18 protein-coding genes are annotated in these 24039 nt (G+C 73.6%); 3 read left to right on the top strand and 15 right to left on the bottom strand.

Annotation, left to right across the window (positions count from 1 at the left end):
* Positions 1-84 precede the first annotated feature (84 nt).
* From ACH4K4_RS29855 to ACH4K4_RS29825, 7 genes are all read right to left on the bottom strand, one after another.
* Positions 85-2406 carry a VWA domain-containing protein gene (locus ACH4K4_RS29855; protein WP_398171591.1) on the bottom strand — a complete coding sequence of 774 codons (2322 nt, stop codon included), beginning with the start codon at positions 2404-2406 and terminating at the stop codon, positions 85-87.
* On the bottom strand, positions 2403-2909 hold the full coding sequence (locus tag ACH4K4_RS29850; RefSeq protein WP_398171590.1) for a Pycsar system effector family protein: 507 nt from the start codon (positions 2907-2909) through the stop codon (positions 2403-2405). The genes ACH4K4_RS29855 and ACH4K4_RS29850 overlap by 4 nt, the downstream gene beginning before the upstream one ends.
* Positions 2906-4216 (bottom strand): hypothetical protein, encoded by a 1311-nt coding sequence (locus tag ACH4K4_RS29845; protein ID WP_398171589.1) that lies wholly within the window; start codon positions 4214-4216, stop codon positions 2906-2908. The genes ACH4K4_RS29850 and ACH4K4_RS29845 overlap by 4 nt, the downstream gene beginning before the upstream one ends.
* A complete protein-coding gene (locus tag ACH4K4_RS29840) occupies positions 4213-6519 on the bottom strand; it encodes a hypothetical protein (protein ID WP_398171588.1) in 2307 nt (768 codons plus the stop codon). The genes ACH4K4_RS29845 and ACH4K4_RS29840 overlap by 4 nt, the downstream gene beginning before the upstream one ends.
* Positions 6516-7346, bottom strand: coding sequence for a hypothetical protein (locus tag ACH4K4_RS29835; RefSeq protein WP_398171587.1), 831 nt, complete (start codon positions 7344-7346; stop codon positions 6516-6518). The genes ACH4K4_RS29840 and ACH4K4_RS29835 overlap by 4 nt, the downstream gene beginning before the upstream one ends.
* 66 nt (positions 7347-7412) lie before the next feature.
* A complete protein-coding gene (locus ACH4K4_RS29830) occupies positions 7413-8144 on the bottom strand; it encodes a Crp/Fnr family transcriptional regulator (RefSeq protein ID WP_398171586.1) in 732 nt (243 codons plus the stop codon).
* A 295-nt stretch (positions 8145-8439) separates the two neighbouring features.
* Complete coding sequence (locus ACH4K4_RS29825) at positions 8440-9918, bottom strand: MFS transporter (RefSeq protein WP_398171585.1); 1479 nt, start codon at positions 9916-9918, stop codon at positions 8440-8442.
* A 72-nt stretch (positions 9919-9990) separates the two neighbouring features.
* On the opposite strand from ACH4K4_RS29825, the gene ACH4K4_RS29820 reads away from it, so the two are divergent.
* On the top strand, positions 9991-10974 hold the full coding sequence (locus ACH4K4_RS29820; protein WP_398171584.1) for a helix-turn-helix domain-containing protein: 984 nt from the start codon (positions 9991-9993) through the stop codon (positions 10972-10974).
* A 42-nt stretch (positions 10975-11016) separates the two neighbouring features.
* Here ACH4K4_RS29820 and ACH4K4_RS29815 read toward each other — a convergent pair whose 3' ends face one another.
* The gene (locus ACH4K4_RS29815) at positions 11017-13614 is read right to left on the bottom strand and encodes a polynucleotide kinase-phosphatase (RefSeq protein WP_398171583.1); all 2598 of its coding nucleotides are present in this window, start codon (positions 13612-13614) and stop codon (positions 11017-11019) included.
* On the bottom strand, positions 13611-15206 hold the full coding sequence (locus ACH4K4_RS29810; protein ID WP_398171582.1) for a 3' terminal RNA ribose 2'-O-methyltransferase Hen1: 1596 nt from the start codon (positions 15204-15206) through the stop codon (positions 13611-13613). Before ACH4K4_RS29810 ends, ACH4K4_RS29815 begins: the two co-directional genes overlap by 4 nt.
* 108 nt (positions 15207-15314) lie before the next feature.
* On the opposite strand from ACH4K4_RS29810, the gene ACH4K4_RS29805 reads away from it, so the two are divergent.
* On the top strand, positions 15315-16238 hold the full coding sequence (locus ACH4K4_RS29805; RefSeq protein WP_398171581.1) for an LLM class F420-dependent oxidoreductase: 924 nt from the start codon (positions 15315-15317) through the stop codon (positions 16236-16238).
* A gap of 67 nt (positions 16239-16305) precedes the next feature.
* Here ACH4K4_RS29805 and ACH4K4_RS29800 read toward each other — a convergent pair whose 3' ends face one another.
* From ACH4K4_RS29800 to ACH4K4_RS29780, 5 genes are all read right to left on the bottom strand, one after another.
* On the bottom strand, positions 16306-17544 hold the full coding sequence (locus ACH4K4_RS29800) for a PP2C family protein-serine/threonine phosphatase (protein WP_398171580.1): 1239 nt from the start codon (positions 17542-17544) through the stop codon (positions 16306-16308).
* A 599-nt stretch (positions 17545-18143) separates the two neighbouring features.
* Positions 18144-18599: a DUF6099 family protein gene (locus ACH4K4_RS29795; protein WP_398171579.1), complete on the bottom strand. Its 456-nt coding sequence runs from the start codon at positions 18597-18599 to the stop codon at positions 18144-18146.
* Between the two features lie 134 nt (positions 18600-18733).
* Positions 18734-19087: a nucleotide pyrophosphohydrolase gene (locus tag ACH4K4_RS29790; RefSeq protein WP_398171578.1), complete on the bottom strand. Its 354-nt coding sequence runs from the start codon at positions 19085-19087 to the stop codon at positions 18734-18736.
* Positions 19084-20463 (bottom strand): biotin transporter BioY, encoded by a 1380-nt coding sequence (locus ACH4K4_RS29785; RefSeq protein WP_398171577.1) that lies wholly within the window; start codon positions 20461-20463, stop codon positions 19084-19086. The genes ACH4K4_RS29790 and ACH4K4_RS29785 overlap by 4 nt, the downstream gene beginning before the upstream one ends.
* 54 nt (positions 20464-20517) lie before the next feature.
* Positions 20518-20907: a cell division protein SepF gene (locus tag ACH4K4_RS29780; RefSeq protein ID WP_398171576.1), complete on the bottom strand. Its 390-nt coding sequence runs from the start codon at positions 20905-20907 to the stop codon at positions 20518-20520.
* Positions 20908-21130: 223 nt separating this feature from the next.
* On the opposite strand from ACH4K4_RS29780, the gene ACH4K4_RS29775 reads away from it, so the two are divergent.
* Positions 21131-22291, top strand: coding sequence for a magnesium and cobalt transport protein CorA (locus ACH4K4_RS29775; RefSeq protein WP_398171575.1), 1161 nt, complete (start codon positions 21131-21133; stop codon positions 22289-22291).
* A gap of 108 nt (positions 22292-22399) precedes the next feature.
* Here ACH4K4_RS29775 and ACH4K4_RS29770 read toward each other — a convergent pair whose 3' ends face one another.
* Entirely contained in the window at positions 22400-24028 is a 1629-nt protein-coding gene (locus ACH4K4_RS29770; protein WP_398171574.1) for an aromatic amino acid lyase, read from the bottom strand.
* Positions 24029-24039 lie beyond the last annotated feature (11 nt).

The following is a 24039-nucleotide window of genomic DNA, read 5'->3' as shown; positions in this document are numbered from 1 at the left end:
GCGGCCTGTGCTGCTTCGGGTGGTGCGGTCCGCGGTACGGGCGGGCGGGCGCCCGTACCGGGGGCCGGTGGCGCGGGCGGCGCCTCAGAACGCGGAGTCATACCCGGCCGATCCGCCGGCCGTGCCCGTCCCGGCCTGGCCGGCCGGCCTGGCGGTGCCGCCGGCCGAGGGGCCGGGCGCGCTGCGGGGGCCCGGCACCCGGCCCGGACGGCGCCCCGGGGAGGTGCGTTCCCGGCCCTGGCCGCGGCCGCCGCGCACGAACAGCTCCAGGTCGTGGTCGAGCGCGACGGGCGCGCCGCGCGGCACCGGCTGCTCGCCGCCCTTGGGTGCCCGCAACCGCAGCCCGTCGCCCTTGCGCAGCAGCCGGTACGCCTGTGCCGCGCGCGCGTCGCGGCGGCGCAGTCCCGGGCGGGCCGAGGCCGCGCCGTCCACCACGAAGCAGAACACCTTCGTCCTGGCGCCGCGTACCTCCAGCTCGCCCAGCGTCTTGCCGTCCCTGCGCAGTTCGACGACGATCCCCTGCAACGAGCCCTGGATGCCGCCGTACCAGACGCGGACGGCGATGACGGCGGCCGCCGCGAGCAGCAGCCCGGCACCGACCACGACCGCCCACCACCACCGGTCCCACCAGGTGGGCGCGGGGGTGACGGTGACGGTCAGGAAGCCGGAACCGACCTCGCGGCCGCCGTCGGTCAGGTCGGTGACGGTGACCCGCCCGCCGGCGTCGCCCGCCGGGGTGCCGCCGCCGAACGACACGGTGAAGGGCACCGGCCGCTGGGCGCCGGGCGCGACCGTGACGGTGGCCGGGCCGACGCGCAGCGCGGCCGCCGCGGACTGGTCGGCCAGGCCGAGCCGCAGCGTGTGCGGGCGGCTGTCGTTGTTGCGGGCCACCAGCTTGCCGCCGACCGTGCCGCCGGGGTGGACGCCGTGGCCCTCCAGCGTGACGCCGGCCGTCACCAGCGCGGGCCCGGAGGACACCCGGGTGTGGTAGGGCCGCCGGTCGCCGGTGACGCCGGGCGCCGCGATCGCGCCGGCCAGCCGCAGGGCGCCGGTGGCGGTCTTCGGCACCGTCACCGTGCCCCCGTACAGGACGTCGTCCGGCTTCTCGTCGTGGCTCCTGCCGTCGTCGCGCAGCGGCACGTCCACCGGCTCGAAGCCGTCGCCGGACAGCTGGGCGGCGGCCCGTACGCCGGCCAGCAGCCCGGGGTCGGTGATCACCACGCCGCGCCGGGTCTGCAGGCGCATCCGTACGGTGACGCTCTCGCCGGCCCGTGGCGCGGACGGCTCCAGCGTCACCGACGAGCGCAGCACGCCCTGCCAGATGGCCCGTACGGTGGCCGGCTGGTCGCGGTGGCCCTCGGGCGCGGACAGTTCCACCCGCCACCGCCCCGGCAGCGGGTCCTTGACCCGCAGCGCCTCCACCGGCCCGTCCTGGCCGCTCACCTCGAACCGCGAGCCGTCGGCCTCCCCTTGCAGGGGCACCTCACGGCCCTTCGGGTCGAAGTACCTGGCCCGCACCTTGGGGTCGCGTTTGGTCACCGTGATCGAGCCGTCGGTGGCGATCGGCGGGATGGTGACGGTCAGCTCGCCCGGGGGCTTGCCGCTGGTGCCCTGCTCGACGCGGGCACAGCGGGCGGCCGCGAAAGCGCCCTGCAGCGCCTTGTCCACGTCCGCCGCGCCGTCGACGACCTCCGGCCGCGGGCGGGACCCCGGCAGGTCGGCGCAGCCGTTGCGGTATCCGGCGTCGGCCATCTCCTGGAGGGCCTGCTTGTCGATGCCCTTGCCGAAGCCCAGCGGCCAGATCTGCACGTGCTCGCGGCGCGCCTGGGCCAGCACCTCGCGCAGCTGCTTCTCGCCCTCCAGCTGCCGGGCGTCCGGGTCGGCGCCGTAGGCGGGGCTGTCCTTGACGTTCAGCTTGCCGTCGGTGAGCAGGAACACGACCTTGGGCGTTCCCTCGACGGCGCTCTCGCGCAGCCGGGCCAGGGCCTGGGACAGCGCGGCGGGGAAGTCCGTGCCCGGGCCCAGGCCGTTGCCGGCGCGGTCGTTGAGCCGGCGGGCGCAGTCGCTGATGCGCTGCCGTCCGGCGGCGTCGACGACGGTGGGCGGGCAGACTTCCCGTACGGGCTGCTGCCCCTCCTTCTCCGCGCTGCCGAAGCCGATCACGCTCGCCCTGGACCGCTCGGAGATCTCACCCTGGCCGATCAGCGCGGCCGCTTCGGCCTCGCGGGCCAGCGCGTCCTTGTCGATGCTGGCCGAGGCGTCCACGACGACGGCGAAGTCGACGGGGGCGGGCCCGGCGGCCGGGGCGGCGGGCGCGGACGCGGCCCGGGCGGGCGGCGGGCCGACCGGCACGGCCGCGCACAGCGCGGTCAGCGCCGCCACGGCCGCGCGGCGCACCCCGCTCACCACAGCCCACCGGCCAGGGCGCAGGTGCCGCCGGCCGCCAGGCAGCCGACTCCCCAGCGCAGCCAGCGGTACTTGGTCCCGAGGATGCGCCCGAGAGCGCACGCCTGCTCGACCGCCCACAGCGCGGTGTCCCGGCCCGCGAGGCTCACCCGCGGCAGCAGCGCCTCGGCCGAAGCGCCCCTGGCCAGCTGCGGGAAGAACGTCAGCCGGCCGTCCGCCGAGGTGCGGGTGCGCGGCAGCACGGCCGCCACGAACATCGCTATGCCGGCCGTCCACAGGACGGTGCCGGCGAGCAGGAGGGCGCCGCCCTCGGCCGGCGTCGGGAGCCGCCCGTCCCGCCCGAGGAGCAGGACCAGCGCCGCCGTGGCCCCCGTCATCAGGACGGACGCCTTGGTGTCGGCGCGGCTGATCTCCTCCCGTACGGCCTTCAGCAGGCGTTCGGCCACGAAGTCGGAGCCGGCGCCGGGCGCGGGGGCCCGGCAGGAGCAGGAGCAGGTGCTCATTCGTCCCCCCAGTCCAGGCCCCGGCCGCGGCCGCCGCGCGGCGCCGGGCCGTCCCCGCGGTCGTCGCGGAACTCGTCGCGGAAGTCGTCGGGCCGGCCGGTGGGGTAGTCGTCGCGTTCGGCGGCGGGCTGCACGCGGTCGGGCTCGTAGACACGGCCGAGGTCGTCGTCCCCCTTGCCGTACGGATCGTCCTTGCCGTACGGATCGTCCGCGAGGTCCGGATCCGGGTCCGGGTCCTGTGCCCAGTCCATGCGCTGCCGCTCCCGTACCCGTTCGCGCTCGGTGTGGTGCTCACCGTCCTCCAGCGCGCGCCGCCGCTGCGGCTGCTCCAGGAAGGTGTCGGCGGCGCGCCCCACCACCCCGCTCGTGGTCGAGCGCAGGAAGTCGATGGCCGCCAGGGTCTGGTCGTTGAGGTCCTGGCGTTCGATCAGGCCGCCGTCCACGAAGCGGAACACCGTTTCGATCGACAGGGCCCGCTCCTCCCTGCGCTCCTGGAGGATGGCCTGGTGGATGTCCCAGGCGCGGGCCTTGTCCCGTGCCATGAACCAGGCGATCCGGCTGTCGTCGCTGCCACTGAGCACCTGTTGCAGCTCGGTGGCCCTCATCCGCGTCAATTCCTGTTCCCGCCGTTCCCTCTTCAGTTCTTCCGCGTGCTGCCGCCGCGCCAGGTCGCCCTCGTGGTCGATGGCCGTGCGCTGCCGCTCCGCGCTGATGCCGCGCTCGCTCAGGTCGATCCGTACGAAGACGTCGGTCTCCAGGCCGAATTCCTCGCCGGGGCGCAGCCCGGCCAGCTCGCTCTCCACCGCCCGGTCCGCCTGTTCCGCCTCGCTGATGCGGTAGCGCCTGGTCACCCCGCGCAGCGCCTTGAGCAGCACCGGCGAGAAGTGCTCCGCGAGGTCCCACACCCCGGCGCAGGCCGCCGCGTACGCGTCCACGACGCGCCAGCGCACCTGCACCTCGGCGCGGAAGGACTCCGCGTCGCCGGCCGCCGGCAGTTCGGTGCGGAACTCGGTCAGATGCCAGCCCATCCGCACCTCCATCACCGTGAAAGGCCCTCTGAACAGCGGCTTGTTGACGTCCTCGCGGCGGTCCGGCCACACCACGCTGTAGCCGCCGTTCTCGTACCTGAGCACCGCGGCCACCTGCATGCCCGGCCGCCGGAAGCGCCCCGCGGGCACGTACTCCCGTACGAGCGGCCCCCGCACCGCCGCCCCGGGTCCCGGTCCCTGGCCGTGCCCTGCCGGCGCGGCAGGGCACGGGGCCTGCCCGTAGCCGTATCCCGCGCCGTTCCCGCCGTCTTGCGTCATCGTCGTCCCTCTCCTTCCAGCACCGCCCGCATCCGCGCGGCCGCCCGGGGGGCGAGCGGTTCGTCACTGTCCCGCTCCAGCCGGGCGACCAGCAGCAGCAACCGGTCCCGGTCCCGCCGGTCCCACACCAGCCGCGGCAGGAACGCGCACAGCACGTCGAGCTGCCGCGGGTCCTCGGCCGCCCGCCGCATCCAGCGGGCCGTCTGCTCCTGCGCCGCGGCGCCCGCCCGTGCCGTGTTCAGCGCGCTGCGCACCAGGTCCGCCAGCCAGGGCGCCCGCTCCGGGTGGGCCGCCGCCAGCGCCGCGGCCAGCGGCCAGGAGGCGTACGGCTCCAGGGCGGGGCTGTCCTGGAGGCCCCACAGGTGGGAGGTACGGGTGGACAGCGCGCGCAGCACCACCATCAGCGCGAGGTTCTGCCGTACCTGCCGCCGGTCGTTGAGCCAGCGGGCCAGCCGCCTGAGCACGACCTCGGGCTCGGGGCCCGCCAGCAGCCGCACCACGCTGTACGAGGCGGCGTCGGCGGGCTTGCCGTCGTCCCGGCAGCCGATCCTGGCCAGTTCGTCCAGGGAGCCGGCGACCGAGCCCGCCACCATGCCGTAGCCGTGTGCGAAGGCCGCGGTCTCGCAGGCCGGCTCGTCCCCGCCGCGCGCCCAGTCGCGCAGCAGGCCGCGCACGGCGAGCCGGACCTGGGGGTCGCGGGACGCCTCGGCCAGCGCGGTTGCCGCGGCCATCTGCTGGACCGGGCTGTCGGCGCGGGCGAGCGGCAGCAGCAGTTCGGAGAACCCGTACAAGTAGTCCCAGGAGCACAGGACGCCGGCGGCGATCGCGGCGCGTACCCACATCTGGGGGCGCTGGTCGTCGCAGAGCGACCGCAGCCAGCGGGTCAGCGGGCCGCGCACGTTGTGGTAGCCGTCCCATGCCTCGTACAGGACGGCGGTGGCCAGCCTGCGTCCCTGGAAGCGGGCCACCCGTACGGGGATGGCCGCGTCGCCCAGGTCCTCCACGCCCCGGCCGGGCACGGCACGCGCCGCGGCCAGCCGGGCCGCCGTGTGCGCGGTGAACAGCGGCCTGCCGGGCGCGTACTGGGGATCGAGGGTGACCGCCAGCTCCCAGGCGAGCAGTTCACCGGACTCCGTCACCAGGCTGTCCGCCGAGCCGTTGAAGACGGCGAGGGACAGCCGCAGCGCGGCGGCGCGCAGCGCGGGCAGCGCCTCGGGCAGGGTGCCGGGGCGGTCGGCGCCGGCGAACCACTCCTGCGCCTGGCGCGGCGCGAACCACCGGCACTCCCGCAGGAGCCGCGCGTCGTCGGCGTCGCCCTTGGCGTGTGCGCACAGGTGGGTGGCGAGCCGGGCGGCCTCCCCGGGGCGCAGCTCGTCCAGGCCCAGGGCCTCTTTCACGTCGGCACGTCCGGCGTTGGCGTGCGCCAGGTGGCGGATCGGTACGGGCGCGTCGGCGAGCAGGTCCGCCACGTGGCGTTCGAGGACGTCGGCGGCGGGCGGTGGCACGCACAGCGCGCCGTAGCGGCCGCGCACCAGCCGGTCGGCGAAGTCGCCGCTGCCCACGATCAGCACGCCGTACGCCCCGCGCCCGGCCAGCAGGGCACTCAGCCGGTCCAGGTGCAGTTCGGTCGGGCGGCGTTCGGCGCCGCTGTTGCGGTCGGGTCCGGTGTGCGCGCCCGGTGCCGTACCGGCGTCCTCGGCAGGCAGTTCGAGGAGGTAGCCGCGGCCGGCTTCGAACTTCTCCTTGTCGACGCTGCCGAGCGTGGTGGACGGGTCGAGGCGGGAGACCCCGGCGGCGATGTCGTGGAGGAGGGCGAGGCCCGTCGAGGCGCGGCCGGTGCCGTGTTCGCCGCACAGGGCCAGCAGGTGGGTGCGCTCCAGCCGCGTCTTCATCGCGTCGTAGCCGGGGGCCCGGCAGTAGACCCGGTCCAGGTGCTCCAGTTCCTCGGCCGGCACCGGCCCGTCGACGAAGACGTCCTCGGCGCCGACCCGGACCTGCGTCTGGTAGAAGGTGTTGCCGTCGTAGATCTGGTTGTCGCCCTCGACGTGGAGGTTGGTGCGGGCCTCCCTGGCGGTACGGGCGCCGCCCGCCTCGCCCGCGCCGCCCAGCGGGCTGCCTTTGGGGGCGTCCAGGCGGGGCTTCTCCTCGGGCGGCTCGCCGCCGGCCCCCTTGCCGTCGTCCTTCCCGTCCTTCCCGTCCTTGCCCCCCTTCCCGCCGTCCTCGTCCCGGACGCCCGGCCTGCCGTCGTTCTGCGGCGGGGGCTGTTCGCCGCCTCCTGCCGTCCCGTCGTCCGTGTCGGTCACCTGCCACCGCCTTCCGTGGCGCTGCCGGTCTCCGGGTCGGACGCGGTGCCGCGGACACCGGTGAAGTCCCCGTTGAAGGTGTTGCCGTCGAAGATCTGGTTGCTGCCGCCGATGTGCCCGAAGTGGTACTTGGCGGCGTACTCGGGCGGCGGGGCCGATCCCTCGTGTTCCGCCCCGCCGCCCTGCTCCGGCGCCGGGCCCCGGGCCGTGTGCACCCCTGTCACGCGCGGCCGGTCCGGTGCCGGAAGCGGCGGGTACGGCAGCCGGGGGACGTGGAACCACGCCTCCGTGTCCGTCTCCTTCTTCGAGACCCGGGCCTTGCGGTAGTGCTCGGGCTCGATGCAGGCGCCGCCTTCCGCCACGACGTCGTGGTACAGCGAGTCGGACACCACGAACAACAGCGGTGCCCTGCGGGCGAGTTCGATGACGTCTCTGGCCGTGTCGCTGTCGCACAGCCGGCAGGTGAGGTCCACCGCGCGCCCCGCCAGCCCTCTGGCGTCCTCGGCGACGGGGCCCGCGTGCATGGCCACGCGCATCCGCAGCGGCTCGGCGCGTCCCTCGTTCTCCTGGCGCAGCCGCTGGTAGACCCCTTCGAGCCAGGGGCCGACCAGGTGGGCGGACGGTACGCCGGGGGCGAGCGCGACGAGTACGCCGTCCCCGCGGTCCTCCATGCGGAAGGAGCGCTCGCCGACTCCCGCGGCGTCGAACCCCGACGCGAAGACTTCGTACATCGCCTCGCGCATCCGCAACTTGGCCCGCAAGCCCAGCCGTCCGGATCCGCAGACGTCTCCGTTGACGACGAGTCGGTGCAAGGCTTCCGTGCTCACTGGACCTCCTGGATCGTGCCGACGTGCAGCAGCATGGCCGGGGCGGGGAGTGGTGGCTGTAGCCGTTTACACAGCGGGCGGGGATTCCCCGGTACGTCCGGAGGCGGCGCCGCCGACCGTGCGGCCCTCGGCGAGCAGCCGCAGCAGCGCGAGGTCGAGCACCGCCAGCCGCCGGGGCCCGGTGCGCACGACGCCCTGCTCCCGCAGCAGCCGCAGCGCCTTGGCCACTGCCTCCCTGGTGGAGCCGACGGCGGCCGCCAGGTCGTGCTGGGGCAGCGGCAGATCGACGTGCACGCCGCCCGCCCCGGCGCGCCCGGTGCGTTCGGCCAGCTCCGCCAGGCGCGCGGCCAGCCGTTGCAGCACCTTCTCCGAGGCCAGGGACCGCCGTTCGCCGTCCGAGCTGCGCAGCCGGGAACTGAACTGCCGCATGATCAGTACGGTCGCGACGGGCCGCGCGGCCAGGTAGCCGCGGAACCGGTCGCCGGGCACGACCACGGCGTCCACGGGGCCGAGCGCGGTGACGGTGGCGCTGCGCGGGCGGTGGTCGACGGCCGCCTGGTCGCCCACCACCTCGCCGCTGCCGCGCAGCGCCAGGATCAGCCGTACGCCGCGCTCCGTCTCCAGGGAGACGGAGGCCCAGCCGTGCACGATGGCCACGACGAAGGTGGTGGTGTCGTGCTCCCTGAGGACGACCTCGCCCGGCGCGTAGCTGCGGCCGCGACCGAGCGCGAGCAGCGCCCGCCGGTCCTGCGCGGGCAGCGCCCGCAAGAAGGGTCTGCCGTCCTCGAAGAGACTCATCCGCCCCCTCCCCCCGCCCTGTCGGTTGCCGGCCCCGGTCGCCCTCGGACCCCGCGGACCTCTCGGTCCTTGTGCATCTGGTCGCCTTGGGGCCCCGGCCCGGTTCCTCAGCGTGGCGGAGAAATGAGCTCGCCTCTGAAACCTTTCGTTACAGGCGAGGTTCTTGCGCAAATTGATCGATCTGCGCTCGGTTGAGTTACGGAACGGCAGGCATATGACCGGACCCCGTCAATGTTTCACCGCACCTCAACTCCCTTTGTTTTCTTGCCTGTTGAGCACCTCGAACACCCGTACCTCACTCGGCTCTTCGAGCAGCGGGGAGCACGGCGGCGGCACCCACCGCGAGGGCCGCCATCACCACAACGAGGAACCAGCCGTACCGCAATGCCGCGGCGTCCATGTGCCGCTGCCCGCCCGTGACGGCGACCAGCGCCGCCACCCCGAGGGCCGTACCGCCCTGCCGCGAGACCATCAGCACACCGGAGCCGAGCGAGAGCCTGGCGGCGGGCAGCCGGCCCGCCGCCGCGAACATCACCGGCTGGTAGAGCCCGGTACCGATCCCGGCGAGGACCAGCCCCGGCAAGTAGGCGGTGACGTAGTGCGAACCGTCGGCGGGGGCGGCCGCCAGCCACCACACGGGCACGGCGGCGAAGCACAGCGCGCCGGCGAGCGCCGCGGCCCGCTCCCCCATGACGCGTACGACCCGCCCGGAGAACGCCGAGACGACCAGCACCGTCAGCGGCCACGGCGCGAGGGCGAGCCCCGCGCCCTGGGACGAGTAGTGCCACACGTCGGTGAACAGCAGGGTCGAGCCGAGCGTGGTGGCCGCGTAGGCGACGAAGTAGGCGAGCAGTCCGAGGGTGGCGGTGGTGAAGCCGGGGGTGCGGAAGAGGTCCGGGTGCACCACCGGTTCGGCGGCGCGGCGTACGTGCACGGCGCACAGCACGCCCGCGAGAACGCCGGCGGCGAGGAAGGCGAGGGTGCCGGGAGCGGCGTACCCCCACTGCGACGCCTGGGAGCAGGCGGTCACCAGCGCGCCGACGCACACGAGGACCAGCACCGTACCGAGCGGGTCAAGCCCCGGCCGGCGGTCCGGAGCGCCGGCCCGCCCCGCTCCCTCCGCGCGGCGGGGCAGGTACCGTACGCCCGCGACCACCGCGACGACCACCACCGGCACATTGACCAGAAAGATCCACCGCCAGTCGGCAGCGGCCAGCAGCCCGCCGACGACCGGTCCCGAACTGGCGGCGACCGCGCTGACGGCCGTCCACACGCCGACGGCGGTGGCGCGTTCGCGGGCCGGGAAGGCGGGCAGCGCCAAGGACAGCGACGTGGGGATCAGCACGGCCGCCGCCACGCCCTGCGCGACGCGGGCGGCGATCAGCAGCGCCAAGGAGGGCGCGGCGGCGCAGCCTGCCGACGCCAGCCCGAAGAGCAGCATGCCCGCCAGGAAAGCGCGCCGGCGACCCGCCGCGTCGGCGATCCGTCCGCCGGGCACGAGCAGGGCGGCGAGTACGACGGTGTAGGCGTTGAGCACCCAGGACAGCGCGGCGGGGGAAGCGGACCCGAAGTCGCGGCCGATCGCCGGGAACGCGATGGTGACCGCGATCATGTCGAGGACGGCGAGGAACTGCGCGGCGGAGGCGATGGCGAGCACCAGCCAGCGGTGCGGACCTGGCGCGGCCGCGCGCGCCCCGGAGGACGCCGTACGCGGGGTGGCGGCGCCGGTCGCGGGCGCACCACACCCCTGGCGGGAAGAGAGCGGATTCGTCATGTGGATCAAGCATCGCGGTCCGCGCACACCGTCACGAGTGGCAGGACTGACAGCACCCGCTACATTACTGCCATGCCTTCCCTGGCCATCGCCGTCACCGACGGACTGCCCTTCTTCGAACTGGCCATCCCCTGCCACATCTTCGGCAGCGACCGGCCCGAGACCCCCGCCGACTGGTACGACCTGCGGCTCTGCGCGATCGGCACGGACGGGGCACCGGCCCTGGCCCGCTCCTGGTTCAGCACCCACGCCCCCTGCGGCCCCGAGGAACTGGTCACCGCCGACACGGTCCTCGTACCGGCCGCCGCGGACGTGCACGGCGACCCGCCGCCGGAGCTGACCGAGGCGCTGCGGACCGCCCACGCGCGCGGCGCCCGCCTCGTCTCGCTGTGCTCGGGCGCCTTCACGCTCGCCGCAACCGGCCTGCTGGACGGGCGCACGGCCACCACCCACTGGATGTACGCGCCACTGCTCGCCGAACGCCACCCGTCGGTCACCGTCGATCCCTCGGTCCTGTACGTGGACCACGGCGACGTCCTGACCGGCGCCGGGTCGACCGCCGCCATCGACGTCTGCCTGCACCTGGTGCGCACCGACTTCGGCACCAAGGCGGCCAACACCCTCGCCCGCCAGCTCGTCGCACCGGCCCACCGGCCCGGCGGCCAGGCCCAGTTCATCGAGGCGCCCCTGCCCGCGCGCACGGACGATTCGCTGGCGCCGCTCCTGCAGTGGGCGGGCGAGAACCTCGGCCGCCCCCTGACCGTGGCCGCGCTCGCCGACCGCGCCCACACCAGCCCGCGCACCCTCGTCCGCCGCTTCCACGCGACGACGGGGACCACCCCCATGCAGTGGCTCCAGACCCAACGCATCGCGCGAGCACGCGAGTTGCTGGAGGACACCGACGCGCCGGTGGAGCGGGTGGCGGAGTTGTGCGGTCTGGGCACGGCCGCCAACCTGCGCCGCCACTTCACCCGCGCGGTCGGCGTGCCGCCCGTCGACTACCGGCGGTCGTACCGCAGCGGGCGGCCGGCCCCGGCGCCGGCGGCCCGGCCGTAAGGACCTCCGTCCAAGCGGCCGGGCCGGTGGGCACTCCCCGTACTACAGCCGCGGATCCACGGGCTCCGACTCCAGGGCCAGGACCGCGAAGACCGCCTCGTGGACGCGCCACAGCGGTTCCCCCTCGGCCAGGCGGTCGAGGGCCTCCAGGCCGAGGGCGTACTCGCGCAGGGCGAGGGAGCGCTTATGGCCCAGGTGCCGGGCGCGCAGCCGCTCCAGGTTCTCCGGGCGGGTGTACTCGGGGCCGTAGATGATGCGCAGGTACTCCCGCCCCCGGCACTTGACGCCCGGCTGCACCAGCCGGCCGTCGCCCTTGCGCACCAGCGCGTCCAGCGGCTTGACCACCATGCCCTCGCCACCGCCGGCGGTCAGGTCGAGCCACCACCGCACGCCCGCCGCGACCGACGCCGCGTCCTCGGTGTCGACGACCAGCCGGCCGGTGCGCCGCAGCAGACCGGTGCCGTCGTGCTCGACGAGCCGGTCCAGCCAGGCCAGCTGCTGGTCGTGGGGCACGGCGGCCAGACTGCGGCCCGGCCCGGCCAGGATCTGGAACGGCGCCAGCCGTACGCCGTCCAGGCCGTCGACCGGCCAGCAGTACCGCCGGTACGCCTCGGTGAACGCGGCGGCGTCCGCGGCCCGCTCGCGCTGCCGCGCCAGGAGCTCCGGCACCTCCACCCCGCGCGCCGCCGCGGCCTCCAGCGCGTCCAGCGCTCCGGGGAACGCCGCGCCGGCAGCCGCACCGACCGCCGCGTACTGCCCGCGCAGCAGGCCGGACGCCTTCAGCGACCACGGCAGCAGTTCGGCGTCGAGCAGCAGCCAGTGCCCGGAGCCGGACGCGGCGGGGCCGGCCGGTTCCTCCCACAGGCCCGCGCTCTCCACGGCTTCCCGTACGGACTTCAGCACCTGCTCGGTGACGGCCGGGTCGTCGAAGAACGGCCGGCCGGTGCGCGTGTACACCGCGCCGCTGACGCCCGCCGCCGCGCCGAACCGCTCCCGCGCCACCGACTCGTCGCGGCACACCAGGACCACGGCACGCGATCCCATGTGCTTCTCCTCGCACACCACGTGCCGTACGCCGTCCGCCCGGTAGGACGCGAACGCCTCGGCCGGGTGCTCCAGGTAACCGTCCTCCTTGGACGTCGCGCAGGGCGCCATCGTCGGCGGCAGGTACGGCAGCAGGCGCGGGTCGGCCGCGAACCGGCTCATCACCTCAAGGGCGGCCGCGGCGTTCTCCTCCTTCACCGCCACCCGGCCCATGTGCCGGGTCTCCACCACCCGCCGCCCGGCCACGTCGCCCAGGTCCAGCGGACGCCCGTCGGCACCGCCCGGCGCCTCGTTGGCCAGCGGCTTGGCCGGTTCGTACCAGACCCGCTCGGCCGGTACGGCCACCAGCTCCCGCTCCGGCCAGCGCAGCGCCGTCATCGCACCGCCGAAGACGCAGCCGGTGTCCAGGCAGATGGTGTTGTTCAGCCAGCTCGCGCGCGGCGCCGGCGTGTGCCCGTAGACCACGGCGGCGCGGCCCCGGTAGTCCTCGGCCCACGGGTAGCGCACCGGCAGCCCGAACTCGTCGGTCTCGCCGGTCGTGTCGCCGTACAGCGCGAACGACCGCACCCGGCCGGACGTCCGGCCGTGGTACTTCTCCGGCAGCCCGGCGTGGCAGACCACCAGCGCCCCGCCGTCGAGCACGTAGTGGCTGACCAGGCCCTCGATGAACATGGCGACCTCGGTACGGAACGCCTCGTCCTCCCGCTCCAGCTGCGCCACGGTCTCGGCCAGCCCGTGGCTGTGCTGCACCTTGCGGCCCTTGAGGTAACGGCCGAGCTTGTTCTCGTGGTTGCCCGGCACGCACAGCGCGTGTCCCGCGGCCACCATGCCCATCACCAGGCGCAGCACACCGGGGCTGTCCGGCCCGCGGTCGACCAGGTCGCCGACGAACACCGCGGTCCGGCCCTCCGGGTGCCGCGCGTCCACGGGGCGGCCGAGCGCGTCCCGCCCGACCTCGTACCCCAGCCGTCCGAGCAGCGTCTCCAGCTCGGAGCGGCAGCCGTGGATGTCGCCGATGACGTCGAACGGGCCGGTCAGGTGCCGCAGGTCGTTGAAGCGCCGCTCGGTGACGATCTCCGCCGCCGCGATCTGCTCCACCCCCCTGAGCACATGCACCTTACGGAAGCCCTCGCGCTCCAAGTGACGCAGCGAGCGCCGCAGTTCGCGCTGGTGGCGCTGAATGACGCGGCGCGGCATCCCGGCCCGGTCGGCGCGGGCCGCGTTGCGCGCGGCACACACCTCCTCGGGCACGTCGAGGACGACGGCCACCGGCAGCACGTCGTACTCGCGGGCGAGCTTGACCAGCTGCCCGCGCGCTTCGGGCTGGACGTTCGTGGCGTCCACGACGGTCCGCCGGCCGGCCGCGAGCCGCTTGCCCGCGATGTAGTGCAGCACGTCGAACGCGTCGCCGCTGGCGCTCTGGTCGTTCTCGTCGTCGCTGACCAGGCCGCGGCAGAAGTCCGAGGAGAGCACCTCGGTGGGCTTGAAGTGCCGGGCGGCGAATGTGGACTTGCCGGAACCGGTGGCGCCGACCAGCACCACGAGGCAGAGGTCGGGCACGGCCAGCGGGCGGCGGTCGGTGGTGGAGCCGGTCATGTCACGGCCTCCTTCTCGGGCTGTTCGGGGGCGGAGGGGCTGGCGGGGTCGCCGGGGGCGGCGGGGCTCTCCGGCGGGTCGGCGGACTCGTCCGGCCGCGTCGCCGCGGAGCGGACGGCGGCCTGCCGCGTACGCGCCACCGCGCCGTCCCCGCCCTCCGCCAACCGGAAGCACGCCAGCTGGGTCGGCGGCCCGACCTCGGGGTCGTCCGGGCCCACCGGCCGGAACTCCACCGCGTACCCGTGCCGGTCCGCCACCTCGCCGGCCCACGTACGGAACTCCTCCCGCGTCCACTCGAAGCGGTGGTCGCGGTGGCGCACGTGCCCGGCGGGCAGCGACTCCCAGCGCACGTTGTACTCGACGTTGGGCGTCGTCACGACGACCGTACGCGGCCTGGCCGAACCGAACACCGCGTACTCCAGCGCGGGCAGCCGCGGCAGGTCGACGTGCTCGACCACCTCGCTCAGCACCGCCGCGTCGTAACCCTTCAGCCTGGCGTCGGTGTACGCCAGCGAGCCCTGTACGAGACGTACGCGCTCGGCCTGCCGCTCCGGCATCCGGTCCAGCCGCAGCCGGCGCCGCGCCTCGTGCAGCGCGCGCATCGACACGTCCACCCCGACGATGTCGGTGAACTGCCCCTCCTTGAGCAGCTCGCCTACCAGCTGGCCCTGCCCGCAGCCCAGGTCGAGCACCCGCGCCGCCTTCGCGTCACGCAGCACACCGAGGATCGCGGCCCGGCGCCGCACGGCGAGCGGCACCGGCTTCTCCTCGGTGTCGGCCGCCTCGTCCACCGCGTTGTCGATCTCCTCGGCGGCCGTGTCGTCCACCTCGGCGAGCCGGGCCAGCTCCAGCCGCTCCAACGCCTCGCGCGTCAGCGACCAGCGACGGGCCAGGTAGCGCCCGGCGATCAGCCGCTGCTCCGGGTGGCTCTCCAACCAGCCCTCGCCGGCACGCAGCAGCTTGTCGACCTCGTCGGGCGAGACCCAGTAGTGCTTGGCGTCGTCCAGCACCGGCAGCAGCACATACAGGTGCCGCAGCGCCTCGGCGACCGTCCGCTCCCCCGCCAGCTCCAGGCGTACGTACCGCGAATCGCCCCACTCGGGAAACGTCTCGTCCAGCGGCACCGGCTCGGCGCGCACCGTCCAGCCCAGCGGCTCGAACAGCCGGTGCACCAGATCGGCGCCGCCGCGCGCGGGTACGGCGGGCAGCGCGACGCGCAGCGGCAGCGGCAGCGCGGGCAGCTCGGGGCGCGCGTTGCACTGCCCCTTCATCGCGCTCGCGAAGACCGCGCTCAGCGCCACGGCCAGCAGCGAAGAGGCCGCGTACGGGCGGTCGTTGACGTACTGCGCGAGGGCCGAGTCCGGCGCGCCGCCGCGGCCCTTGCCCCGGCCGCGCCGTACCAGCGCGACCGGGTCCACCTCCAGGAGGAGCGCGGCCGTGCAGCGTTCGGCGTCCGCCTCCGGGTAGAAGACGTGGGCCGTGCCGTGCGCCGTCGAGAACGTCTGCGCCTTGGCGGGGTGCTTGTGCAGCAGAAACCCGAGATCGGTCGCGGGGCGCTCGGCGCTGCCAGTGGTGGTTATCGTCAGGAACACACGAACGAGTATCGCCCGATCGCGGTGATATGACCTAAGCGTTTTACGAGGGCCGCGCCTTCCGTGCCTCATTCATGCTCCCGGCACGCGCAGGGCAAGATGGGCGGCATGGAACTCCGGATCTTCACCGAGCCCCAGCAGGGGGCCACCTACGACACCCTTCTCCGCGTCGCGCGGGCCGCCGAGGACCTGAACTACGGCGCCTTCTTCCGCTCCGACCACTACCTGCACATGGGCAGCACCGACGGGCTGCCCGGCCCGACGGACGCCTGGATCACCCTGGCCGGCCTGGCCCGGGAGACCACGAGCATCCGGCTCGGCACCCTGATGACCGCGGGCACCTTCCGCCTCCCCGGCGTCCTCGCCATCCAGGTCGCCCAGGTCGACCAGATGTCGGGCGGCCGCGTCGACTTCGGGCTCGGCTCCGGCTGGTACGAGGACGAGCACAAGGCGTACGGCATCCCCTTCCCCAAGGAGAAGTTCGGCCGCCTGGAGGAACAGCTTGCGATCATCACGGGACTGTGGAAGACGCCGGCAGGCGAACGCTTCAGCTTCGACGGGAAGTTCTACCAGCTGACGGACTCGCCCGCGCTGCCGAAGCCGGCCCAGCCGAAGGTGCCGGTCCTCATCGGCGGGCACGGCACCAAGCGCACCCCCGCGCTGGCCGCCGAATACGCCGACGAGTTCAACATCCCCTTCGCCTCGCTGGACGCCACCGAGCAGCAGTTCAAGCGGGTACGCGCGGCCGCCGAGGCCCGCGGCCGCGACGCCGACGACCTCGTCTACTCCAACGCCCTGGTCGCCTGCGTCGGCAAGAACGACGCGGAGGTCAAGCGCCGCGCGGACGCCATCGGCCGCGAGGTCGACGAGTTGAAGGCCAACGGGCTGGCCGGCTCCCCCGCCGAGGTCGTCGAACGCCTCGGCCGTTTCGGGGCCGTCGGCTCCCGGCGTGTCTACCTTCAGATGCTCGACCTGACCGACCTCGACCAGATGGAACTGATCGCCTCCGAGGTCATGCCGCAGGTCTCCTGAGAAGACCGCCCGGCGGGCGGGGGCCGCTCCGGTGTGCTCCGATGGGCGCGGACCGGGGCGGCCGTCATCAGGGGAGGGTGTCCCCGCCCGGCCCCCAGGGCCCCGGGCACCACTCCACCAGCAGCAGGGTCGCGTCGTCGCGCAAATCCTTGGCCTGGTCGTCGACGACGAAGTGGATCAGCCGGCGCAGCGTCTCGAAAGCCAGCTCCCCACCCGCCGTCGCACGAATGATCAAATCCGTGAAGCGGTCCATCCCGAAGAGCCTGCCGTGGGAATCCCGCGCCTCGGTGATGCCGTCCGTATAGAGCAGCACCCGGTCGCCCGGCTCCAGCTCCGCCACATGGACGGTACGCGGCTCGGGGCTCAACGCCGCGGGCACACCCAGCGGCAACTGGCCGGAACGCTCCAGCGCGCGGTCCAGGACGGCGTGCCGGCGGATGAGCAGCGGCGGCGGGTGGCCGCAATTGATCCAGCGCAGCCGCCCGTCGCTGAGGTCCAGTTGCAGGAAGACGCCGGTGGCGAAACGGTCCGGCAGCCACTGGGCGAGCGCCTGGTCCACGGTGTCCACCATCTCGCGCAGGTCCGCCCCGGCGCGCCGCCCGCTGCGGCAGCCCGCCAGCGCGACGGAGGTGGCCAGCCCGGCGGCCAGGTCGTGGCCCATCGAGTCGATGATGGCCGCGTGCAGCGTGCTCTGCGTCATGGCATGGTCGAACGCGTCGCCGCCCAGCTCGTACGCGGGCTCCAGCACGGCGGTGGACACGGCCTGCTCGGTGCCGATCGTGCGCGGCGGCAGGAAGGCCCGCACCATCTCGGCGGGCAGCTGCATGGGCTGGGTACGTGCCTGCCGTACGAACGTGTCGCTGTAGGCCCGCTTGGAAGCGATGATGGGCGCCAGCAGCGCCGCGAGCGCCCGGCACCGGCGCATGCGCTCGGTGTCCAGCAGATCCGTACGCACCTCCAGCACCCCCAGCCGCTCCACCCCGTCGACCAGCGGCAACCACACCCGGATCCCGCCTTCGGCGCCGTCGGCGTCCTCCACCCGCATGGCCAGGGTGCGGTACGTCCATCCGGCGACCGAGGAGTCCACGGAGAGCGCCTTGCGCCCCTCACCCATCGGGCACAGCTGCCGCTGCTGGATGTCGACCAGGTAGAGGCCGACGTGGCGCAGGCCGAGAGCCACCGCGTGCCGGTTCACCAGGTCGGGCATGTCCGTCGGCGCCGCGCGCTGGACATGCTCCAGCAACGTTTCCAGCAGCCCGTACCCCTCGGCACCCGGATAGGCGTCCGCGAAGGCCTCCCCTCCCATGGTGATCACCTCCTCCCCCGCAGTCTCGCACCGCCCCCACACCCCCGCCGCCCGGAACCCCGACCACCCCCCAACACCCGACAGCCCCACCCAACCACCCGACGGCCCGACCCACCCCCGGCGGCAGCCGCCCGAGCGAACTGCGGCAGCCCAGCCACTCACCGGCCGCCCAGCCGAGCCCCCGGCTACGACCGCCCCACCAGCCACCAGCCAAGCACCGGGCCGCGGCCGCCCCACCGGGCCAGCCACCCAGACAGCCACCGGGCCACGGCCACCCCACCGGGCCAGCCACCCAGACAGCCACCGGGCCACGACCAGCCCACCGGACACCAGCCACCCAGCCGCCCCACCGGACACCAGCCAGCCAGCCACCGGGCTACAGCCATCCCCGCCGAGCCCCCCGCCCAGCCAGCCACCGGCCGACCACCCGGGACCCGGCCGCCCCGGTCTCCAGCCGTCCACCAGGCTCCAGCCAACCAACCCGGCTCCGGCCGCCCAGTCACACTCCGCCCGAGCGCCCGCACCCAGACCCCGCATCCAGACCCGCACCCGGCGGACTGGGGGTCGTTCGGGAGGGCGCGCGCCGGCGCGTGACCCGGTCAGGCTGTGTCGCGGTCCCGTACGGCAAGGTGCTTGAGTATTCCGGTCACCCGGTCACGGGATTCGTCGGCGACGTCCATCGCCTCCACGCAGATCCAGTACATCCCTTCCTCGTCCGCCGCGCAGACCACGCCCACCAGCGCCTCGCACACCTCACCGAGCAGCCAGGACAGTCCTCGTAACGCCTCCTTGGTGTCCCGTACCTCGGACAGCTGGGCCGCTCGCGGCCCGCCGATCCTCGGTGCCGGAACCACCAGGGCCGCGCTCGTCCTCCCTCCCGCATCGCCCAACCCCCGCGCCCGGGACCGCACTTCGTGCGGGCCGGATATCGCGAGATGGCTGCCCACCGCCTCGGCCAGAGCCTGGGCCTGCCAGGCTTCAAGGACGATCTCCCGGACCGTCCGCGCCTGCGCCAGACCGCGCCGGCTGGCCGCGATGATGCGCACCGCGTCCATTCGCATCCCCCTCCCTCAGACCGTGGTCAGCTTCGCCGTATCTACCTGCCACTACCCAGCGTGAACTTGAACGGCCGAAAAGGCCAGAGGAATTCGCAAATCTGTGGACAACCAAGACGATGTGGAAAGATCCTTCACTCCATAGAGTGACGATTGGCTCGTTCGGCCCCCTTCACCGGAAAGCGCGTCTCGTTGCGTTCGATCTTCGCGGCCAGCGCGGCCAGCACATCGATCCCCAGGACGTCGCAGAACTGCAGCAGGTACGCCAGCACGTCGGCGACCTCGTCCTCGACCCGCCCGGCCGCCGTCGCGTCGGACATCACCTTCGCCGACTCCTCCGGCGTCAACCACTGGAAGATCTCCACCAGTTCGGACGCCTCGACGCTGAGCGCCGCCGCCAGGTTCTTGGGCGTGTGGTACTGCTGCCAGGCGCGGGCCGCCGCGAAGTCGGCCAGCCGGCGCTGCAATGCTTGAAGATCCTCATTCATGCCCCCAGGTGTAGCACCCGTACCCCCGGCAGCCCGTCGGCGGCCGACGCGTCCCGTACCGTCCCGAGCAGCCGGACGTGCCCGCGCCCCACCATCCGTACGGCCAGCTCCAGCAGCGCACGCGCCTGCCGGCCGTCGAGGCACCGGTCCATTCCGTCCGCCACCAGCCCCAGGACCTGGCGGGCGGAGAGCACCTCGCCCACCGGATCCATCGCCAGCACCTCCGGCCCCGTCAGGAGCACCAGCGCCAGCGCGAGGTAGCGCAGCTCCCCGTCCCCGAGCTGCTCCAGCGGCGTCGCCGGCAGCGCGCCCCGTTCGACCAGGGCCCGTATGCCGACGGTGCCCGCGCGCGACACCGGCTCGGCGCGGAGCCCCTCGACCGGCCCGACGCAGCCCGCTCCCACCGCTTCGACGAGCAGCGCGTGCCGCCGGGCGCATTCGCGGCTCGTCCGTCCCAGTACGGCGGGAAGGTTGTCGCAGGCCGTACGCAACCGCCCGTCGCCGGCGGACCACCCCCAGCCGCCCCCGAAGGTCCCCCCGTCGTCGGCCATCCCGTCGCCACCGGAAGCGGCCGCAAAGCCGCCGGCCGTTCCCGCTTCCGTCCGCGCGCCCGGAGCGGCGGCGCCACCGACCCCGCCGGCACGCCCCCCAGTCCCGCGGCCGCCGTCCCCGGCCCCGCCACCAGATACGGCCCCGGCCCCGCCTCCGGGCGGGCTCGGCGCCGCGCCGTCGCCCGACCCCGCTCCGGCGCCGCGCATCGCCTCCGGCCGCGGGTCGCACGCGAACACCGACCGCAGCGCCACGACCACCTGTTCCGCCGCCGCCAGCACCAGCCGCTGCCCGGCCGTCTTGCCCGCGACGCGCAACGGCAGCAGTGCCGTACCGAGGCGGTCGTCGGGCAGCGGCGCGCGCGTCACCGGCGTCGATCCGGCGGTGTGCCAGGCGGCTTGGACCGCACGCCGGGCAGGGTCCGTCAGGGCCGTGGTCAGCAGCGTCTCGCCGCCGCCGGTCAGCCGCTCGCCGACGATGCGCAGTTCGGGGTCGGCCTGTACGGCGACGTCGAGCCGGACCGGCCCGACCGGCCCGTCGACCGTGCAGCCGATGCGGAAGCCGCGCCTGCCCTGCCCGTCCGGCCGCGCCCACGCCGGTACGCACCCGTCGGCACCGCCCGGCACCGCCGCCACGGCCCGTTCGAGCCGGGCGCCGCTGCCGAGCCGCGCGAGGATCTCGTACGCCTGCAGCACGCCGGACTTCCCGCTGCCGCTCGCGCCGGTCAACAGCGTCAGCGGGCCCAGCGGAAAGGTCGCGCCGCGGTGCGACTTGAAGGCGGACAGGCGTAATTCGGTGACCGCCGGACGCACACTGTCAGTGTCCATACGAGGACGCTAGGCAACCGGCGAAAGCAAAACCGTTACGGCTGCAACGCCTTCCTACGATCGGGGTACGACACCGGCCGGCGGCTCGGCGACCTCGGTCCCCACGGGTGCGAGCAGGAAGACATTGGTGTCCACCCGGTGCATCCCGCTGGCGAGGCCGAAGACGACACCGCTGGAGAAATCCAGGATGCGTTTGGCGACATCCGCGTCGGCGCTGCTGAGGTCGAGCAGAACCGGAATCTGCGCCATCAGGTACTCGGCGACCTCGCGCGCGTCGGCGAAGGTCTGTACCCGGATGACGACGAACCGCCGCATCTCCTCGCCCGGTTCCTCGTCGGGCAGGGCGCGGTGGTCGGGCCACGAAGGCCATTCACTACTGCTGCGCAGGGGAACGACCTCGGCGAGCCCTTCCCACTGTTCGTCGGTGGCGTCGGGCCCGTTCACCGAATCACCTCTCTCGGAGGGGCGCTGGACAACTGCGGTATCTGCATCGCGTAATTCTAGGGATAAACACATATACGTCGTCGGAAGCGACACACGGATGGCGTCACCTGGTCCCTCCATCCTGCACCATGGCCACTGACCAGCGTCGACACCCTGGGCATATATCCTGCGTCGAGTTCCCCTGTTCCCGTTCACCCCACTTGTCACGGAGGTCGGTTCTGTCATGGGCACTGAGCCTCCCGCCCACGGGCGGCGCGGACTGCGCGGACTGCGCAAACCCGCGAAGAAGCGCCCCGCGGACGCCGCCCCGCCGACCGACGCAGCGACCGGGTCACCGGCGCCGGACCCCGGCCCCTCGGCCCAGAGCAGCGTCATCAACGCCACCCTGTACCGCGACGGTCATCGCCTCAGTACCCACGACACGCTCGCCGACACCTTCCGGCAGCTGCGCGCCACCGCGGGTTCCATGGCCTGGATCGGCCTGCACCGGCCGTCTTCCTCCGAATTGGTCACTCTCGCCACGGAGTTCGACCTTCACCCGCTGGCGGTCGAAGACGCACTGGAGGCCCACCAGCGGCCGAAGCTGGAACGTTACGGCGGCACCCTCTTCGTCGTACTGCGCGCCGCGCGCTACCTCGACGACCCCGAGGAGGTCGACTTCGGCGAACTGCACCTCTTCGTCGGCCCCGACTTCGTCATCACGGTCCGGCACGGCGGCGCCCCCGACCTGCCGGCCGTCCGCCGCCGCATGGAAGCGGCACCGGAACTCCTCAAACGCGGCCCGGAAGCGGTCCTGTACGCGATCCTCGACGCCGTCGTCGACGATTTCGCGCCGGTCGTCGCCGGTGTCCAGAACGACATCGACGAAATCGAGACCGAGGTCTTCGGCGGCGACCCCCGGGTGTCCCGCCGCATCTACGAGCTCTCCCGCGAAGTCGTCGAATTCCAGCGCGCCACCCGCCCGCTGAACCGCATGCTGGAAAGCCTGACGGCGGGCTTCGAAAAGTACGGCATCGACGAGGAGCTGCGCCGCTACCTCCGCGACGTCGCCGACCACGCCACCCACACCACCGAACGCGTCGACGGCTTCCGTCAGGCTCTTCAGGACATCCTCACCGTCAACGCCACCCTCGTGAACCAACAGCAGAACGCCGAAATGCGAGCCCTCGCGGAAGCCGGCTTCGAGCAGAACGAGGAGATCAAGAAGATCTCGTCGTGGGCGGCCATTCTGTTCGCCCCGACTCTGGTCGGCACGATCTACGGTATGAACTTCGACCACATGCCGGAGCTGCACTGGGCGTTCGGTTACCCGTTCGCCATTGTTCTGATGGCAGTTGTATGTACCGGTTTGTACGTCATCTTCAAGCGGCGGGACTGGCTCTGAGCAATCGGCGTCAGCGCTCGGATACGGCCCCGCGAGGCGGGTGGCCGGAGGGGGTTTCCCCCGGCCACCCGCCTCGCATCCGGGGCAGGCACCTCCGCGGAGTGGGGGTCAGTCGCGGCCGGCGCCCTCGGCGGCCCGGCGGAGCTCTCCGGAGGCGATGAGACCGGCCACGAGCTCGATGTCCCCGGCCAGCGGCCGGTCACCGTCCATCGTGGCGGAGACGGAGCGGACCAGCTCGTAGGCAGCGCGCGTCGGAGCGCTCAGGCACTCCTGGCCGCGCAGGTCCGCCGCCTGGCACAGGGCCAGGAGGTGGATGGCGGTGACCTGGCGAACCAGCTCCACGACCGTACGGGCGTCCCGTGCGGCGATGGTGGCCATGCTGACCTTGTCCTGGTTGTGGGCCTCGGTCGACCGGGAGAACGACGTCGCCGGCATGGTGTTCTTCAGCGCCTCGGCGGTGAGGCCGGAGGCGGCGATCTGCATCCCCTTGAAGCCGTGGTGCAGCCCGGCCTCCCAGCTGTCGGCGTCGAACCGCGGGATGAGGTTCGGGGTGAGCCCGTTGTTGAACTTCTCGTCGACGATCAGTTCGAGCTGACGGTCCAGCAGGTCGCCGACGCTGGCCACCGCGGTCTTGAGCGCGTCCATGGCCTGGCCGACGTGGCCTCCGTAGAAGTTGCCGCCGTTGCGGACCATGCCCGCTTCCACGTCGAACAGCGGGTTGTCGTTGGTGGAGTTGATCTCGACCTCGACCCAGTTCTTCGCCCAGTCCAGGGTGTCACGCAGCACACCGATCACATGCGGCGCGCAGCGCACCGAGTACCGGTCCTGGATGGGCTCCGCCAGCTCCCGGAAGCCGGACTCCGTCAGGGCCGCGCCCTCGGGGTCCACGGACGGGTCGCGGTCCTCGGGGTTGCCGAGCAGTTCACGGATGGTCCGGGCGCTGGTGCGGGTTCCGATGTGCGGCTTCTGGTCGAAGATGAACGGGACGAAGTGGCCGGGGTTGCCCTGGAGCACCTGGGAGGCCAGCGCGGTGCTCAGATCGGCGGCGAAGGCCAGTTCGGTGGCGTCGTGGACGGCGAGGGTGGCGTAGCCCGACATGAACGAGGTGCCGTTGACCAGCGCGAGGCCCTCCTTGGCCCCGAGCACCACCTCGCCGAGACCGGCGTCGGCCAGTGCCGCGCCGGCATCCTTCTCCTCCCCCTGGTGCAGCGCCTTGCCCTGCCCCGTCAGCAGCGCGGCCACGTAGCTCAGCGGGACCAGGTCGCCGCTCGCACCGACCGAGCCGCGCTCGGGGATGGGCGGCAGCACATCGTTGTTGAGGCACTCCAGAAGCAGTTCGAGGATCTCGGTACGGATCCCGGAGGCGCCCCGGGCCAGGCAGTTCGCCCGGACGATCATGGTGGCCCGGATGACGTCCGGGGTGGCGACGGGGCCGATGCCGCAGGACAGGAACCGGATGAGGTTGGTCTGCAGGGCCTCGGACTTGAGGCCGGATATCTGCCGGGTGTTGCTGTCACCGAAGCCCGAGGTGACGCCGTAGACGGGCAGGCCGGCCTCGATGACCTTGTTCTTGAGCGCGAGGGACTGCTCGATGCGCTGGACCGCGCCTTCGGCGAGCCGGGCGCGGACGCGAGTGGTGTCGGCGGGGCGGGCGCCGCTGACGACATCGGCCACCGTCAGGGTGTGGCCGTCAATGAGGAGTTCGGTCTTGTCGTTGGCTGCCAGGGCAGTGTCCATGGTGTGCGTTT

The organism is Streptomyces sp. NPDC017529 (assembly GCF_044329785.1).
Classification (GTDB): Bacteria; Actinomycetota; Actinomycetes; order Streptomycetales; family Streptomycetaceae; genus Streptomyces.
This window is presented reverse-complemented; position numbering and strand designations above follow the sequence as displayed.